We start from the raw sequence: 16,176 nt of genomic DNA on the forward strand, positions 1-16,176 counted from the left end.
GCTCATTTTGTAATGAGCATCTTTTTTTATTTTAATGTGCTTTTGGAACCTGCTCTAACGCGGTGACCAATAATTTCCAGCATTTTTCTACAGTATCTACTTTCACTCGCTCGCCGGGTGCATGCGCCCCTTTAATATCTGGACCAAATGACACCATTTGCAAGTGCGGATAATGCTGAGCAATAATGCCGCACTCAAGTCCAGCATGAATCACCTTTAGTTCAGGCTCGATATTAAAGGCAGTTTGATAAGCATCTTGTAAACATTTCAAAGCTGCCGAATCCGGATTAGGCGTCCAACCAGACACCAATTCAGCGCGTGTGGCTGCTAAATCATACTTTGCAAAGTGCTCTACGATCTGCTGAGAAAAATGCTCTGCCGATTCATTTCGCATGGATCGAACCATTATCACCGCTTGAAAACCCTGTGCTTGGTCGATATGCACCACACCGATATTATTTGATGTTTCAACCACATCACTGAGCACTTCGCTCCAAGTGACCACGCCATAAGGACAACCCGACAATGCGGCCAGCACGTGATTTTGTTGCTGAGTCTCCAGTACATCATGATGTGTATCTTGAATTAAACGTAAATCTATATTGAATTGATCGTCTATCCCCTTGAGTGCTTGCAACCACTGTGCCTCGTATTCATCTAGCCGTTGCTCAAGCAAATCAATATTTTTTTTAGGTAGAATGATTTTGGTACTGGCCTCACGCGGTAAGGCATTTCGAGCAGTACCTCCATGAAACTCAATTAAATAACCTTCAAGTTCAGCCAAATGCTGGTGCAAAAACCGCGATAAAATCACGTTCGCGTTGCCACGGCCTAAGTGAATGTCAATGCCTGAGTGGCCTCCTCTCAAACCAGTCACACAGATCTCTACCGATTCCAAATCCATCTGAGGTGCCGCGACGTATTCAAGTGCTTGTGATACCTCAACATCCTGACTACCTGCACAGCCCAAATACAACTCTCCCCACTCTTCGGTATCGATATTAAATAGCCATTGACCTGTCAGGACACCTTCTTCTAATAACCGTGCACCACTCATGCCAGCTTCTTCATCCACCGTCAACAGCACTTCTATGGGGCCGTGTGAAATATCGGTAGACTCTAAAACTGCCAATGCCAGTGCAACACCAATACCGTTGTCTGCGCCAAGTGTGGTCTCGGGTGTCACAAGCCAGTCCTGCTCAAGTACCGGACGAAGCGGATCGCGCATAAAGTTATGATTACTGCCTCGGTTGGCTTGCGTCACCATATCCAGATGGCCCTGCAAAATAACGCCAACGTTATCTTCATTGCCATGTGCGGCAGGTTTTCGAATAATTAAATTCCCGATACGGTCAATATAAACCGTCAAACCCTGCTGCTTGGCCCAATTTGCAAGGTGCTCACGTAATACATGTTCTTGTTTTGATGGTCGGGGAATTTGGCATAACGTCTGAAAATGCTTCCAGACAATTTGAGGTGAAAGCTGTGAAAGGTCGACGTGCTGCATGGGTGTGTACTCGAAAAAATTGCAAGAACATTCCTAGACTATACACAACCTTAGCAAAATAAACTGGCTTTTTTGTAGTTTAGTTTTTCCACTCAAAACAGCTAAAATAGTGGTCACTTTTAAGGCTGTTTTCAATCGCATGTGCCAACTGGCGCATTACACTTTGCATTTCAATTTTTTCAAACCAGTCCTGCTGTTCATTTCGATCAGCCGAGATTTCACACATCATTTGTCCTGTGGCATCGCTGGATTGGCAAATGACCGACAATGGTAGACGCTGATTGATAATTCGCACAGCAACATTATGATCTGCATGATCGATTTGCTGAGCATCAAATCCATAGTCACCCAACTGTTTAAATAACAAGGCTGCCACATACTCTTGCGTCATCAATGCCTCTCGATCTGCCATCGATTGGTTATGGGGATGATGAGACATAAATTGTAGTTTTTTCATCACATATCCTATGCGTTATTTTAAGGCGAAATATCTTGTGTCCTGCTTTAGAATAGCCAAAAAATAAACAGCAGCCAAGTATCGCCTGACTGCTGTTTTCATTTTATATTACCGATTATATCGGATTACTTAGCTAATGTTATTGACTGACAGTAATACTCAAGCCAGCACGATTGGCCAGTTCTGTAAATGTCGGGAAGCTGGTTGCTACAGTTTCAGTTCCAATAATTTCAATTGGACCCCCAGTTCGCAGACCGGCAATACTAAAACTCATTGCAATACGATGGTCGTGATGTGATTCTACTTGACCACCGTTAAAAATAGCTGACCAATCGCCTGATTTCCCCTTACCTTCAATAATGATGCCATCTGCTGTTGGTGTGCAGTCAATTCCCATAATTTTCAAACCATCTGCCATGACCTGAATACGATCGGATTCTTTCACACGTAATTCAGCCGCTCCAGTCAATACGGTCTGACCTTCAGCACAGGCCGCAGCAATAAACAAAGCTGGAAACTCATCAATCGCCAGTGGCACTTGGTCTTCTGGAATATGGATTCCTTTTAGAGTACGCGAGCCTTTAATATGAATATCGGCAATCGGCTCACCACCTGCAATGCGTTCATTTAGAACGGCAATATCGGCACCCATTTGTTTGAGAATTTCAATTACGCCTGTACGCGTTGGGTTGATACCTACAGCTTCAAGCACGACGTCGGAATTTTCACAAATTGCAGCACCCACCATAAAGAAAGCGGCTGATGAAATATCAGAAGGCACTTGAATGTTGGTACCGACCAGCTTACCACCGCCTTGCAGACTGATTTTGTTTCCTTCGGTTTTTACATCATAACCAAAAGCACGCAACATACGCTCGGTGTGGTCGCGTGTTGGTTCTGGCTCGGTTACAGATGTTTCACCTTGTGCCCAAAGACCCGCCAGTAAAATACCTGATTTCACTTGTGCAGAAGCCATTGGCAGATCATAGGCAATCCCTTGAAGTGCTTGGTTGCCTGTAATGCTTACAGGTGGTGTGCCTTTTTCTCCAGTAGTCTGAATGTGCGCACCCATTGCACGTAACGGCTTGGCAATACGTTCCATAGGACGCTTCGATAACGACGCATCTCCAGTCATGACCGAATCAAATTTTTGTGCAGAAAGCATGCCAGAAAGTAAACGCATGCTGGTGCCTGAATTGCCCATATACAATGCACCTGCAGGTGCTTTAAGGCCCTGCATTCCCACACCATGAATGGTCACTTCACCATTTTTTGGCCCTTCAATACTTACACCCATATCACGAAAGGCCTGTAACGTAGCTAAGGCATCTTCACCTTCTAAAAAGCCAGTCACATGGGTTGTGCCCTCTGCAATCGCACCAAACATAATGGAGCGATGTGACACGGATTTGTCACCAGGAATGGTAAAAGTACCCGTAAATGATTTAGGTCCTGGCGAAATGGTAAATTGCTGTGTCACCTTGTTTTTCTCCATCAACGGTTTTTTTGCTAACATATGATTAAAGTGTTGTCTGGCAGCTTGAGCATGTCCAAGCAGTCCCATTAGTGCATGTGAATCTTCAGTTTCGATCAGTACTTTAATTTTACTGAGCTGTTGTTCAAAACCTTCCACAGCATTTAAAATTGCGGTTTTATTGGCAAAGAAGATGTCGTGCCACATTTGAGGATCGCTGGCCGCAATTCTGGAAAAATCACGAAACCCGCCGGCAGCATAACGAAAAATATCAAGATTATCTTCACGATTGGCCAGTTGCTCAACCAGATTAAATGCCATTAAATGTGGCAAATGACTGGTATGCGCCAAGACTTCATCATGCTTTTGCACATCCATGCAAATCACTTCAGCTTTGGCAGCAGACCACAGTTGAATCAGTTTATCCACTGCCCAAGCAGCACTGGTTTCTACAGGGGTTAAAATCACTTTATGATTGGCAAACAAATCCACCTTGCCTGCATGCACACCGGTATGTTCGCTTCCAGCAATTGGATGGCCGGGTACAAATCCGGCAGGAAGTGCCTCACCAAAAACCGCTTTGGCCGCCTCGACGACATTACCTTTGGTGCTGCCAACATCGGTTAAAATTGCATCGGGGTGCAAGTAAGGCTGAATTTGTGCCAGCACGGCATGTGTTGCTCGCACAGGAAGCGCTAAAACAACCAGATCGGCATTTTGGACAGCTTCGACTGGATTGCTATACCCTTGCTGAATCAAACCTAAGGCTTGAGCATCGGCCAAAGTTTTTGCTGAACGGGTTGATGCAACCACACACGTTGCAAGTTGCTCTGACTGAATCACACGTGCCAGACTAGACCCTATCAGTCCAAGACCAATAAAGGCGACTTTTTTAAATAATGGTTGGGCCATACCGCTTAACTTTCATCTCGTAAAAACAGATCAACACTGATCTATAAAGTGTTCAATATGAAGCAGACCATCCTCATCTATCTGCTTCACTTACGTTTATAACACAGCCGCAGGATATGAACCTAATATACGAAGCTCTTTTACCAAGGGACGAATTTCATCCAGTGCTTTGGCGACATTTTCTTGATCGATATGACCTTCTAAATCGATAAAAAATACATACGCCCACTTTTCAGGCAATGCCGGTCGGGTTTCAATACTGGTCAGGCTAATCTGATGTTTTGCAAACGGTGCCAAGATTTCAAGTAAGGCACCTGCCCGGTCATGTGCCGAAATAAGTAATGAAGTTTTATCGTTTCCACTTTGTGGAATTTTTTCCCGACCAATCACCAAAAAGCGCGTGGTATTTTCTGGGTTGTCTTCAATGTTACGATGAAAAATTTCAAGATCATACATCGACGCTGCAATATCCGATGCAATTGCAGCCGAATGCCATTCATTACGAATACGACGCGCAGCTTCAGCATTAGAGTTCAGTGCCACACGCTCCACACCCGGATAATGCGCATCGAGCCATTGGCGGCACTGCGCTAGGGTTTGTTGATGTGCATAGATCTGTTTAATGCTGTCTTTGCGGGTGTTTTTCGATACTAGAAATTGATGATGGATTCGAAGTTCCACTTCACCAATTACATTGAGTTGAGACGTTTTAAAGCAGTCTAGAGTATGGTTAACCACGCCTTCAGAGGAGTTTTCAACAGGGACGACACCATAATGCGCACTGCCTGCTTCAACTTCACGAAACACTTCATCAATGGTAGGCAATGGACGCACTACCGCATCGTTACCAAAATGCTTCAGGGCTGCCGCTTGTGTAAAGGTACCTTCTGGCCCTAAAAACGCAATACTTTGGGGTGCTTCTAATGCCAAACACGCCGACATGATTTCGCGAAATAGACGTGCCATCGTGACATCGGAAAGTGGGCCTTCGTTGCGCTCCATGACTTTACGCAAAACCTGTGCTTCTCGTTCTGGTCGATAAAACAAGGGATTTTCTTCAGAGGCAAACTTGGCTTTGGCGACTGCCTCAGCGAGTTTGGCACGACGGTTAATCAGCGACTGAATCTGCTGATCGACACTGTCGATCTGCTGGCGAATTTCTTGTAAGTCGAGAGAAGATGAAGGATTCTGATCATCATGGACCATTGCAATGCAGCTCCTGCAAATTGTTTTGCGACAGTATAGCAAGAGTTGATTGGAATTGTTCTATCTCTAAGCATTTGAGCATGAATAAAAGTTTAGTTTTTTGAGCCAAATTACAGTGTTTTTATGATTTAATGAGAATGGCATAAATTACAAACAATTTCATTTATAACATGAACATTTTAAAGCTGCCTCGATTATTTAAAACACAACATTTAACGCTCCTTATGGGGCTTATGCTCGGTGCAACATCAGTAACATGGTCAGCCACAAATAATCAGAACAAAAACACAACGGATACCATCACTGAGCAGAAGCTTAAAGGCACATCACAACAGTTTATTTTAACCTCGCAATATACGCCGCATCACTATTTAATCAATCTGTACATCCCTCAAGCACCCGCCCCCAAAGCGGGTTATCCGGTGCTGTACTTACTTGATGGCAATGCTACATTTGAAAGTGCTCGCGCAATTGCTCAAGCGATGGCAGGCGGCAGCAACAAGTTTGGAACAGATCCACTGGTCATTGTTGCAATTGGATATGCAGGCGATGCTTTGTTTTCCGCTCAAAATCGCGCACTTGATTACACGTCAACGGTTGCGACAAATGATAAACCCAATAAGCAATACAGTTATGGTGGAGATACTCAGTTTTTAAAGTTTATCGACAATGAGCTCAAGCCACAGATTTTTAATCGTGTTCGCATCAATCGCGATCAGCAAACCTTATTTGGTCACTCATTTGGTGGATTATTTACTTTAAATACCTTCTTTAAACGTTCTGATTCCTTTCAACGTTACTTTGCTGCCAGTCCATCACTTTGGTACAACAATCATGTATTGCTACAAGAGCAAGATCTGTGGCGCAAACAGAGCAATCAAATAAAAAAACCAATCTATCTGATGACCACGGTCGGCACCTCAGAAAGTAGCAGCGATATGCAGCGCTCGATCAGTAAAAACGCAGCCCGCGACTTCTTTTCAGGTTTTAGCAGGGTCAATACCAACAAGTTGCATTCGTGGCACTTTTACCATCCGAGCGAACAGCATATTGGGAATTTGTATGCCAGTTTGCCAAAAGCGATTTTATTGGCCAGTTGCAATAGTTTAAATAACTGCCAAAAACTTTTTGACGAGCAATAATTTGCATCAAAAACTTACTTACTTTTAGCAAGTTTTTTGACTATTTTTTACACGATTTGACGTTTTATCAACAAAACACGTCATTCAATCTTCATGTGATATGACTACTCTAAAAAGCGGGTTAAATGATGAGTCACATGGAGCATTTTATGTCAAAAAAAGTGGCTGTTTTATTGACGCATGACTTTTCAGATACAGAATACGTCGAGTCGATTCATGCTTACCGCGCTGCCGGACACAGTATTTTGAATATTGAAAATTGTGAGGGAAATATCGTCTACGGTTTAAAGCGTAAAACGTCGGTCACGATCGATTGTAGTATTCAGCATAGTTGTGTACACGACTTTGATGCCTTGTTTATTGCAGGCGGTATATCACCCACTCAACTTAGTTTAGACACACAATTTATTGAATTTGTCCAAAAGTTTGCCAATGCACAAAAACCAATTTTTAGTAGTTGTGATGATCCTTCACTGCTGATACATGCGAACATCGTACGCGGTAGACGCCTCACCGCAATTGATCAAGTCAGCTCTCAACTGGTAGAGGCAGGTGCAGTTTATCTAGATCAAGATGTGGTGAATGACAACAATCTATACGTCAGTTCACACTCGCCTGAAGTACTTCCTTTATTTTTAAATGAAACATTAAAAGTATTACGCTTGTAAAACCGACTGGAATCTTGGTAGCAAGATTCCAGTCAATGTTGGTCTTATACTTTTCCTAAAATTCCGCGTGCTACAATTTCTTTCATAATTTCATTGGTTCCGCCATAAATACGTTGGATACGCGCATCGACAAAGAAACGTGAAATTGGATACTCGGCCATATAGCCATATCCACCAAAGAGCTGGAGCAAATTATCGGCAACTTTCATTTGCATATCTGTACTAAAGCTTTTTAATGCGGCTGCTGTCTCTACATCGAGCTGCCCCTGTTGATACAAACTGACATTACGCTCATAAAATGCTGCGGTCGCCAACTCGTCAATTTTGGCTTGCGCCATCACGAAACGAGTATTTTGAAAATTTGCAATGGGTTGACCAAATGCCTGACGCTCTTTGATATATGCCGTTGTAATATCAATTGCACCGCGGATTGCTCCGAGTGCGGTAGCCGCAATGGAGGTTCGCTCACGTGGTAGCTCTTGCATCAAGTAGTTAAATCCTTGGCCGGCTTGTCCTAGCAATTGATCTTTGGGTATTTGGACGTTATCGAAAAACAACTCCGAAGTATCTTGTGAATGCAAACCGATTTTTTCCAGATTCGTCCCTTTTTTGAAGCCTTCGAGATGCGTATCTGCCAACAGCAGCGATACACCTTTAGCACGCGCCTGAGGATCGGTTTTTACTGCTAAAACCACAAGATCGGCATGTTGGCCGTTTGAAATAAATGTTTTGGATCCATTTAATACATAATGTTCGCCATCTAAAATTGCTGTCGTGCGCATGGCTTGTACATCCGAACCTGCTCCCGGTTCGGTCATACCGATTGCACCTACCACTTCGCCAGTTACCATTTTGGGTAACCAGTACTGTTTTTGTGCTTCGCTACCAATATTTAAAATATACGGTGCAGCAATTTCAGAGTGACACGAGATTGCTGTAGACAGTGCACCATAGCCCGCTCTGGCAGACTCTTCAACCAACATCAGTGAGTAATACGTGGGAACACCATAGCCACCATATTCTTCAGGTAAATCTACACATAAAAAACCATTTTCGCCCAGACTATTCCAAATCGATCTAGGCATGATTCCTTCACGCTCCCATTGATCATAATGTGGCGCGATATGTTCTTTCATATAGCGTTTGAAATTGTCACGGAATAATTCTAATTCGGCATCATATGGCAACATCACTTATCCTCAATTTTTTGTTTTCAAATATCCATCTATTGCATGCTAAACAGTTTTGCTGATACTGTCATGCCTTGTGCCCACAAAAGCACTGAACGCTTCAGTCGGATAAAAATCGAATAAAAAAAGGAGGCTTATGCCTCCTTTTTTAACTTTATACATCTATCATGCGTGCGCAGGATTGTCTGTTTCAAGCATTTTACGATCAACTTCTGCTGGGTTATTCAATGCTTCATTGAGTTTGTCTTTGTCTAATGCACCCACCCACTTCGCTACCGCAATGGTCGCAAGCGTGTTACCCGTAAGGTTAGTCAATGCACGAGCCTCTGACATGAAGCGGTCGATACCCAAAATAAGTGCCAAGCCAGCAACCGGAATATGTCCGACTGCCGACAAAGTTGCTGCCATCACAATAAAGCCAGAACCTGTTACACCTGCTGCGCCTTTTGATGAAATCAAAAGCACAAGAAGCAAGGTAATCTGATGTTGAACATCGAGTGGTGTATTGGTCGCCTGAGCAATAAAGATTGCCGCCATGGTCAGGTAAATCGATGTACCATCAAGGTTAAACGAATAACCTGTTGGAATCACCAGACCCACGACTGATTTTTCACAGCCTGCGATTTCCAGTTTACGCAACATACGTGGCAGTACAGATTCAGAAGAAGATGTACCCAGTACAATCAGCAACTCTTCGCGGATTAAGCGAATCATTTTCAAGATACTAAAACCACAGATACGGCTAATCGTTCCCAAAATAATGAAGATAAACAGTAAACAAGTGATATAGAAGCAGATAATCAACTGGCCAAGCTGTACCAGTGTACCCACACCGTACTTACCAATGGTAAATGCCATCGCACCAAATGCACCGATTGGCGCAAGCTTCATTATCATATTAACGATGTTGAAGAATACATGCGACACTTGGTCGATGAATTTAAGTACAGGACGTCCAGCATCGCCAAGTTTATGTAGCGCAAAACCAAATAAAATGGCAAACATCAAAACTTGAAGAATCTCGCCATTTGCAAATGCACCGACGACAGTATCTGGAATAATATGCATCAAAAATTCGATGGTCGACTGCGACTCACCTGAAGATACATATTTTGCAATACCAGATGTATCCAAAGATGCTGGATCAACGTTCATGCCAACACCAGGTTTGACGACGTTAATCACCAGCAAACCGATCAACAATGCAATGGTCGATACCACTTCAAAGTACAGTAAAGCCACACCACCTGTTTTACCTACAGATTTCATGCTTTCCATACCCGCGATACCACTGACCACAGTACAGAAGATGACAGGTGCGATGATCATTTTGATCAGCTTAATGAATGCGTCACCAAGTGGTTTAAGTTGCTCACCTAAACCTGGAATATGTTCCTTGACTCCATCAACGACTACATTTGAACTAGGGTAAAAGTGTCCAACCAAGATACCTGCGATAATAGCAACAATCACTTGGAAATATAGAGACTTATAAATTGGTTTTTTAGCCATAACTTTACTTCAATCTGTATTTCTAAATCCTTAGAAATATGCAAATGAAAAAATCTATATCGTCGATATAGACAGCCCTTTAGTCCCTTACAGCACAAACAACGGTTCCTGATGTCATGCTGCAAAAGCAAAGTAAATTTTGTCAGACAAAAAATACTTTTCCTCGATGTGAAAACAATATGTTTTCAAAAAATGTTCAGTATCAAAATCTCAACCTATTATCAAGATTTACGAAACATAAACAAGGAGATCATTAAAAAAAAATAAATAATTTTTTAAGCGTGAAAAGTTTACTGCAATTAGTCAAATAGTCGATGAAACAATCAATTTAATGGCTATATTTTGATCAAAATTAAGTTAGACATTAGTCTAATAGAATATTTCGTGATCCATTCATTTAATTTTTATGTCATAGTGAGGAAATCCATTTCCTTATGAAATATCAAAAAAGATATGAATACGAAAAAAAACCTTTATCGAGATGCTGAACATCCCTTTGCGCAGTACGTAAGAATCTTAGGGAAAGGCAAAACAGGCTCTCGATCTTTAAGTTATGACGAAGCTTATCAAGCTTTCACCATGATTTTAAAGGGTGAGGTTCTTGATGTTCAGCTGGGTGCTTTTTTAATGTTACTGCGGGTCAAGGAAGAATCGGTCGATGAACTGAGTGGATTTGTTCAGGCCACGCGTGACCAACTTAATTTTGAAGCGCTTGATGTCGATTTGGATTGGTCATCTTACGCAGGTAAACGTAAACATTATCCGTGGTTTTTGCTTGCTGCTCTCACCCTTGCACATCATGGGTATAACATTGTGATGCATGGTGCTTCCGGGCATACACTCAACCGTGTTTATACCGAACAAGTCCTTGAGTTTTTGGGTTATCCGATCTGTCAAAACCAACAAGACGTGAAGCAGCAACTTGCTCAGCAGCACTTTGCCTATTTACCTTTAGATGTGATTTCGCCTGTACTGAGTGATCTGATTTCTCTTCGTAACGTGATGGGACTTCGTTCTCCTGTTCACACTCTGGCCCGACTCATCAATCCATTTAATGCAAAAGCAACTTTACAGGCGATTTTTCATCCTGCTTATCGTGCCTCGCACCAGCGCACCGCCTTTCAGCTCGGCTATCAAAATAGTGCTGTAATTAAAGGTGAAGGTGGCGAATTCGAACGTAACCCTGATGCCAAAACACTCATTTGCGGTATTAGATCGGGTGAACTCTATGAACACGAATTACCCAAGCTCACTCCCGAGCGTAGTCCCATCGAAGATGAGCTGAATCTAGAAACCTTTAAAGCAGTCTGGTTAGGGCAGCAAACGCATGAATATGGTGAAATCGCGGTGACTGAAACCATCGGGATTGCGCTCTATACCATGAATGTCTGTGATAGCTATGAAAACGCGATACTTCAGGCAAAGGCGTTATGGCTAGATCGCTTTAAAAAATAATATTAAAGATTAAAAAAGCCCAGTAAATTCTGGGCTTTTTGGATTTATACGAATCGAATGGGTTTAAATTCAGGCTCGTTTTTGTGATGGTCATCATCACATTCTTCACCTTCTTCTTTGCTGCCACGGTCAATGTATCCCGAGCGCTCTTCCTCTGGCAAGTTCTGGTGTTCCCACACCATCACGGCCTGCATGCAGATTTGTCTTTGTTCAGCTGTAAGCGCGACGCCATTGGGCCATTTGCCAATCTCAACTGCTGTTTTTAAGCGCTGAACGATCTCTGGATCTAATACGTTAAGCATTTGTTCAATATTCATGAGTCATCCTGCTCTTTGATTAAGTCAAAATCTTGATTCCATCCCAGCTTGGTACGACACGCCATATAAAAATCATAACCAGGTGGATGCAACAGGTTTAGTTTAAACGGATGTTTACGGATATGTACACAGTCTCCCACATTGAGTGACACACTATGTTGACCATCTGCACTTACCATCGGTAAAACACGATTTTCACGAATGGTCAGTTTGATTTCACTTTGTCCACCTACCACAATCGGGCGAGAAGACAACGTATGTGGATGCATTGGAACGAGCGCAATCGCATCCATGCTTGGATGTAAAATAGGACCACCACCTGACAGTGCATAGGCTGTCGAACCAGTTGGTGTCGAAACAATCAAACCATCACTATGTTGACGATATACAAATTGACCGTCAATTTGCAGATCAAAATCGATCATGTGCACTGATTTTCCTGAGTGCAGCACGATGTCATTGAGTGCGATGGCATCATAATGGGTTTCCCCTTTGGTTCGCACTTCAATTTCGAGCAAGAAACGGCGGTCAAGCTGAAAATGACCTTGCAATACCTGATCAAGCTTAAACAAAACATCCGCAGGGCGGATATCCGTTAAAAACCCTAACCGCCCGCGGTTAATGCCAATGACTGGCGTATGATGACGCACCAGTGCTCGTGCAGCATGCAGGAGTGAACCATCGCCACCCACCACAATCACTAAGTCCACCACCTCACCCAATAACGAGCGACTAGCAGTTTGGACATTGTTGTAAGGGACAAGTTCTGCGGTTTGTTGATCAAAGATCACATGCAGACCTAAACCTCTTAAATGATCATAAATCAAACAAAGAGTTTCAACTACAGATATTTTATCGGGGCGGCCAATCAAACCTATGTTTCGAAAAGATTTGGCGGACGAAAGATTAGCAGATTGCATTGGATGCCTTATATATGCCTATCGGTTAAATTGAGCTGAGCCAAAAATTTGGTGATCGCAGATCTAATCGCGTTACAACGTATCACCTTATGATCTCACCCGCTATTCATCAACATTCAGCATGTGATTTGACAAATTAATATAGCATAACTTTATGAAAATGCTGTTCAAGATGGCCACCCCACTCTCTTAAGCTCATCATTTCAGTACAAAACTGAATGAGCACAGAGATGTTATGGCTTCATATTTTATTCATAAATTGTGTTAACGACTTTTATTTTGCTTTTTAACTCTGCAAAACAAAAGAAATATCAATCAGATTTTCATGAATTTAGACTTTTTCTATCTGTTCACAGTTTTATCATTGCATTGCCTGTATAGCTATCGCATGATTGGCAAACTAGATTGAATTTTTTATGACAGATTTATGAAGTTTGAACGCGGCATAGGTTTTTTTGCGCTTATTTTTTCCGTTCTTGTGATTGGCGGTTTTATTGCATTTAGTATTTATGTGATTCGCCTAGACACGGTTATACGAAACAAATTTGAAGGCCAACGCTGGGATATTCCCGCCAAGGTATTTGCACGGCCACTCGAAATTTACACCAATGCTTCTATTTCACAAGCCAACTTTACCCAAGAGCTGAATATGCTCGGTTACAAGAGTTCAGACAGCTACACCAAACCTGGAAGCTACGTCAATCAGGGTAATAGCATGTATGTGCATACTCGTGGCTTTGATTTTGGTGATAGCAGTGAACCAGAACAAGTACTTGAAGTGACTTTTAGTGCCGATCAGGTGACTGACGTGCGGGCAACCAAGCCTTCTAGTACGGGTATTGCGCGCTTAGAACCGATGTTGATTGGTGGGATATACCCACAGCATAACGAAGACCGCGTTCTGATTAAACTTAATAAAGTACCAAAAACGCTTATTGAGGCACTGATTGCCACGGAAGACCGTAACTTTTATCATCATCATGGACTTTCAATTCGCGGAACTGCACGTGCACTGGTCAGTAATGTAACAGGCGGTAAGCGTCAGGGTGGCTCTACACTGACCCAACAGTTAGTTAAAAACTTTTATTTAAGCCCGGAACGAACCTTAAAACGTAAGGTGAATGAAGCATTAATGTCTTTATTACTTGAGTTTCATTACAATAAAGATGAAATCCTTGAAGCTTATTTAAATGAAGTCAATCTGGGTCAAAACGGCAACTACTCGATTAATGGTTACGGACTAGCTTCGCAGTTTTATTTCGGTTTACCTTTACGTGAACTGAATGTCGCGCAGCAAGCCTATTTGGTCGGACTGGTGCAAGGCCCGTCTTTGTATAATCCTTGGCGCAATCCAGAAGGTGCTTTAAAACGTCGTAATACTGTACTGAACAATATGCTGGTCATGGGCTATTTGAGCCAAGCAGAATATGAGCAAGAAAGTGCACGCCCACTTGGTGTATTGTCTAAACCAAGCGTAGGCACAGCAAAGTTTCCAGATTTTCTCGATATTGTGCGTCGTCAATTGCGTTCTGAATATCAAGAAACCGATTTGACCAATCAAGGTTTGCGTATTTTTACAACACTTGATCCAATTGCACAAACACGCATTCAAGACGCTTTCAAAGCCTCTGTCGGTCAGCTTGCCAAGGGTAATCCATCGCGCTTACGTGATTTGCAAGGTGCTGTATTGGTCTCTCACCCTGAAAATGGGGAATTAGTTGCTGCCGTTGGCTCGACACAAGACTTTACAGGCTTCAACCGTGCTGTCGATGCCAAGCGTCAGGTAGGTTCATTACTTAAACCGGTCATTTACCTCAATGCAATTGAATCTGGTCGTTATAATTGGGCAAGTCGTATTCAAGACAGAGCAGTCAATGTTCCTACTGGCAGTGACCAAAGCTGGACACCGAAAAACTATAGTGGCGGTGAGCACGGCGAAGTCACTATGGCACAAGCCCTTGCCAACTCTTACAACTTATCGGCAGTGCGTTTAGGACAAGAATTTGGTGTTTCAGCATTTACCAATAAATTGAAAAAATTTGGTGTGACCTCTGAAATACCATCTTATCCATCTGTATTCTTGGGCGCAGTGAATATGTCACCGATGGAAATGCTCAGTATTTACAGTAACTTTGCAACAGGTGGCTTTAAGTATCCAACCCGCGCTATTCGTTCTGTGGTCGATGCCAACGGTAAGGTTTTAGAGCGTTTTGGTTTAAATGTTGAACAAACCATTGAGCCTTCATCGGCTTATGTACTCAATTATGGCTTACAACAGGTCATGGCTTCGGGTACAGGTCGCTCTGCATATAACTCGCTTCCAAGCTCACTTAAACTGGCTGGAAAATCAGGTACAACCAACGATACACGCGATTCGTGGTTTGCTGGTTATTCTGGCAATTACGTGGCTGTGGTCTGGCTTGGCTTAGACAATAACAAAGTGACGGGCTTAACAGGCTCATCGGGTGCCCTACCTGTTTGGACCAATGTGATGCGTCAGCTTCGCCAGCAACCGGTGAATCTAAAACAGACCGATGATGTGCAGTGGCAATGGATTGATGTTGCATCTGGTAATTTGTCTGCTCAAGGCTGTGGCGGTGCAATGTATATTCCAATGTTGCGCTCTACTGTGCCGCACCAAGCAACCTCATGTGCTTATCCGTATTATCAATCTGCACCAGTAAGCGCACCTATGTCCGATGAAGATCCAAGCCAAAATAATGGCGACAACATGGATCAATACATCAATGACAGTGAAAATCAGATGCAAGAAGATCTATCGCGAAATAAAGTTATATCTAGCGGTAGCTACGGCTATTAATTCATGATGAGAGTAACAATGCTAAAACAGAGTCTTTTTATTTTTGGAACCGTCTTGCTGGTGGGGTGTTCAACTCTCTCCGGCACAGATCAGTCCAAGAGCAAAGCACCTTCCCCTGCTGCTCAAAATGAACCTAAAGATAAATCGATTGTGACACCGTCTGGGGTGAAAATTACCCCTTATGAAGAAGAACAAATCAAGCGACAAAAGATGCGCGTGGTGGTTCCTCCTCAAAAAGCGACACAGCAATTTAATGATGGCAAACAGCTTCCCGCCTTTCGCAGCTTGATGCAAAAAACCCAGCAAGCTTATAGCCAAATGCAATGGGACGACGCAGAGCGCTACGCACTTCAAGCACAGCGCCTTGCGCCTCAGGCACCAGAAACCTTTTTATTTTTGGCAATGGTGGCCAATCAGAAAGGTCGCTATGCCTCAAGTGAATCTCTGGCAAGGCGCGGGCTCAGTTTTGCGCAAACCAATGCCATGAAAAAACAGTTGTGGCTGAATATTCTCAATGCAGCACAGAAGCAAAATAACAGTAAATCCATCGCACAAGCCCAACAAGCACTGAAGTCTCTTTAGACTTCAGTAGTGG

The 16,176-nt window shown here is 42.9% G+C and carries 13 protein-coding genes; 5 read left to right on the forward strand and 8 right to left on the reverse strand.

All coding sequences use genetic code 11. The features are described from left to right. Nucleotides 1–31: 31 nt before the first annotated feature. The 4 genes from pepD to pheA form a co-directional block, all read right to left on the reverse strand. Nucleotides 32–1,507: a beta-Ala-His dipeptidase gene (pepD, locus tag KCV09_RS05630; protein ID WP_212515666.1), complete on the reverse strand. Its 1,476-nt coding sequence runs from the start codon at nucleotides 1,505–1,507 to the stop codon at nucleotides 32–34. Nucleotides 1,508–1,586: 79 nt separating this feature from the next. Beyond that, the gene (locus KCV09_RS05635) at nucleotides 1,587–1,964 is read right to left on the reverse strand and encodes a hypothetical protein (RefSeq protein ID WP_048763931.1); all 378 of its coding nucleotides are present in this window, start codon (nucleotides 1,962–1,964) and stop codon (nucleotides 1,587–1,589) included. Between the two features lie 139 nt (nucleotides 1,965–2,103). Beyond that, nucleotides 2,104–4,350 (reverse strand): bifunctional prephenate dehydrogenase/3-phosphoshikimate 1-carboxyvinyltransferase, encoded by a 2,247-nt coding sequence (locus tag KCV09_RS05640; RefSeq protein ID WP_125268667.1) that lies wholly within the window; start codon nucleotides 4,348–4,350, stop codon nucleotides 2,104–2,106. A 96-nt stretch (nucleotides 4,351–4,446) separates the two neighbouring features. Continuing rightward, nucleotides 4,447–5,556, reverse strand: a complete 1,110-nt coding sequence (gene pheA, locus KCV09_RS05645; RefSeq protein WP_025094753.1) for a prephenate dehydratase — start codon at nucleotides 5,554–5,556, stop codon at nucleotides 4,447–4,449. Between the two features lie 170 nt (nucleotides 5,557–5,726). On the opposite strand from pheA, the gene KCV09_RS05650 reads away from it, so the two are divergent. After that, nucleotides 5,727–6,698, forward strand: coding sequence for an alpha/beta hydrolase (locus KCV09_RS05650; protein ID WP_212515667.1), 972 nt, complete (start codon nucleotides 5,727–5,729; stop codon nucleotides 6,696–6,698). Nucleotides 6,699–6,847: 149 nt separating this feature from the next. After that, a complete protein-coding gene (locus tag KCV09_RS05655) occupies nucleotides 6,848–7,366 on the forward strand; it encodes a DJ-1/PfpI family protein (RefSeq protein ID WP_004947863.1) in 519 nt (172 codons plus the stop codon). Nucleotides 7,367–7,410: 44 nt separating this feature from the next. On the opposite strand, the gene KCV09_RS05660 is transcribed toward KCV09_RS05655, so the two are convergent. Next, a complete protein-coding gene (locus KCV09_RS05660; RefSeq protein WP_151815603.1) occupies nucleotides 7,411–8,556 on the reverse strand; it encodes an acyl-CoA dehydrogenase family protein in 1,146 nt (381 codons plus the stop codon). Nucleotides 8,557–8,721: 165 nt separating this feature from the next. Then, the gene (locus tag KCV09_RS05665) at nucleotides 8,722–10,068 is read right to left on the reverse strand and encodes a dicarboxylate/amino acid:cation symporter (RefSeq protein WP_004938414.1); all 1,347 of its coding nucleotides are present in this window, start codon (nucleotides 10,066–10,068) and stop codon (nucleotides 8,722–8,724) included. Between the two features lie 453 nt (nucleotides 10,069–10,521). On the opposite strand from KCV09_RS05665, the gene KCV09_RS05670 reads away from it, so the two are divergent. Continuing rightward, nucleotides 10,522–11,523, forward strand: a complete 1,002-nt coding sequence (locus KCV09_RS05670) for a glycosyl transferase family protein (protein WP_151868229.1) — start codon at nucleotides 10,522–10,524, stop codon at nucleotides 11,521–11,523. Nucleotides 11,524–11,567: 44 nt separating this feature from the next. Here the strand turns inward: KCV09_RS05670 and KCV09_RS05675 are convergent, their stop codons facing one another. Both KCV09_RS05675 and KCV09_RS05680 read right to left on the reverse strand, forming a co-directional pair. Further along, a complete protein-coding gene (locus KCV09_RS05675; RefSeq protein ID WP_004938419.1) occupies nucleotides 11,568–11,840 on the reverse strand; it encodes a YeaC family protein in 273 nt (90 codons plus the stop codon). Further along, nucleotides 11,837–12,760 (reverse strand): NAD(+) kinase, encoded by a 924-nt coding sequence (locus KCV09_RS05680; protein ID WP_004938422.1) that lies wholly within the window; start codon nucleotides 12,758–12,760, stop codon nucleotides 11,837–11,839. The genes KCV09_RS05675 and KCV09_RS05680 overlap by 4 nt, the downstream gene beginning before the upstream one ends. Nucleotides 12,761–13,187: 427 nt before the next feature. On the opposite strand from KCV09_RS05680, the gene mrcB reads away from it, so the two are divergent. Together mrcB and KCV09_RS05690 are read left to right on the forward strand one after the other, a co-directional pair. After that, nucleotides 13,188–15,581, forward strand: a complete 2,394-nt coding sequence (mrcB, locus tag KCV09_RS05685) for a penicillin-binding protein 1B (protein ID WP_119025591.1) — start codon at nucleotides 13,188–13,190, stop codon at nucleotides 15,579–15,581. Nucleotides 15,582–15,599: 18 nt separating this feature from the next. After that, complete coding sequence (locus KCV09_RS05690) at nucleotides 15,600–16,163, forward strand: tetratricopeptide repeat protein (RefSeq protein ID WP_004938429.1); 564 nt, start codon at nucleotides 15,600–15,602, stop codon at nucleotides 16,161–16,163. The last annotated feature ends 13 nt before the right edge of the window (nucleotides 16,164–16,176 follow it).

This window comes from Acinetobacter soli (assembly GCF_018139125.1).
GTDB classification, from domain to species: Bacteria; Pseudomonadota; Gammaproteobacteria; order Pseudomonadales; family Moraxellaceae; genus Acinetobacter; species Acinetobacter soli.

Bases quoted from the DNA above. Each gene is read 5' to 3' on its own strand.
- pepD (WP_212515666.1), bottom strand. From the start codon at position 1,507: ATGCAGCACGTCGACCTTTCACAGCTTTCACCTCAAATTGTCTGGAAG.
- KCV09_RS05635 (WP_048763931.1), bottom strand. From the start codon at position 1,964: ATGAAAAAACTACAATTTATGTCTCATCATCCCCATAACCAATCGATG.
- KCV09_RS05640 (WP_125268667.1), bottom strand. From the start codon at position 4,350: ATGGCCCAACCATTATTTAAAAAAGTCGCCTTTATTGGTCTTGGACTG.
- pheA (WP_025094753.1), bottom strand. From the start codon at position 5,556: ATGGTCCATGATGATCAGAATCCTTCATCTTCTCTCGACTTACAAGAA.
- KCV09_RS05650 (WP_212515667.1), top strand. From the start codon at position 5,727: ATGAACATTTTAAAGCTGCCTCGATTATTTAAAACACAACATTTAACG.
- KCV09_RS05655 (WP_004947863.1), top strand. From the start codon at position 6,848: ATGTCAAAAAAAGTGGCTGTTTTATTGACGCATGACTTTTCAGATACA.
- KCV09_RS05660 (WP_151815603.1), bottom strand. From the start codon at position 8,556: ATGTTGCCATATGATGCCGAATTAGAATTATTCCGTGACAATTTCAAA.
- KCV09_RS05665 (WP_004938414.1), bottom strand. From the start codon at position 10,068: ATGGCTAAAAAACCAATTTATAAGTCTCTATATTTCCAAGTGATTGTT.
- KCV09_RS05670 (WP_151868229.1), top strand. From the start codon at position 10,522: ATGAATACGAAAAAAAACCTTTATCGAGATGCTGAACATCCCTTTGCG.
- KCV09_RS05675 (WP_004938419.1), bottom strand. From the start codon at position 11,840: ATGAATATTGAACAAATGCTTAACGTATTAGATCCAGAGATCGTTCAG.
- KCV09_RS05680 (WP_004938422.1), bottom strand. From the start codon at position 12,760: ATGCAATCTGCTAATCTTTCGTCCGCCAAATCTTTTCGAAACATAGGT.
- mrcB (WP_119025591.1), top strand. From the start codon at position 13,188: ATGAAGTTTGAACGCGGCATAGGTTTTTTTGCGCTTATTTTTTCCGTT.
- KCV09_RS05690 (WP_004938429.1), top strand. From the start codon at position 15,600: ATGCTAAAACAGAGTCTTTTTATTTTTGGAACCGTCTTGCTGGTGGGG.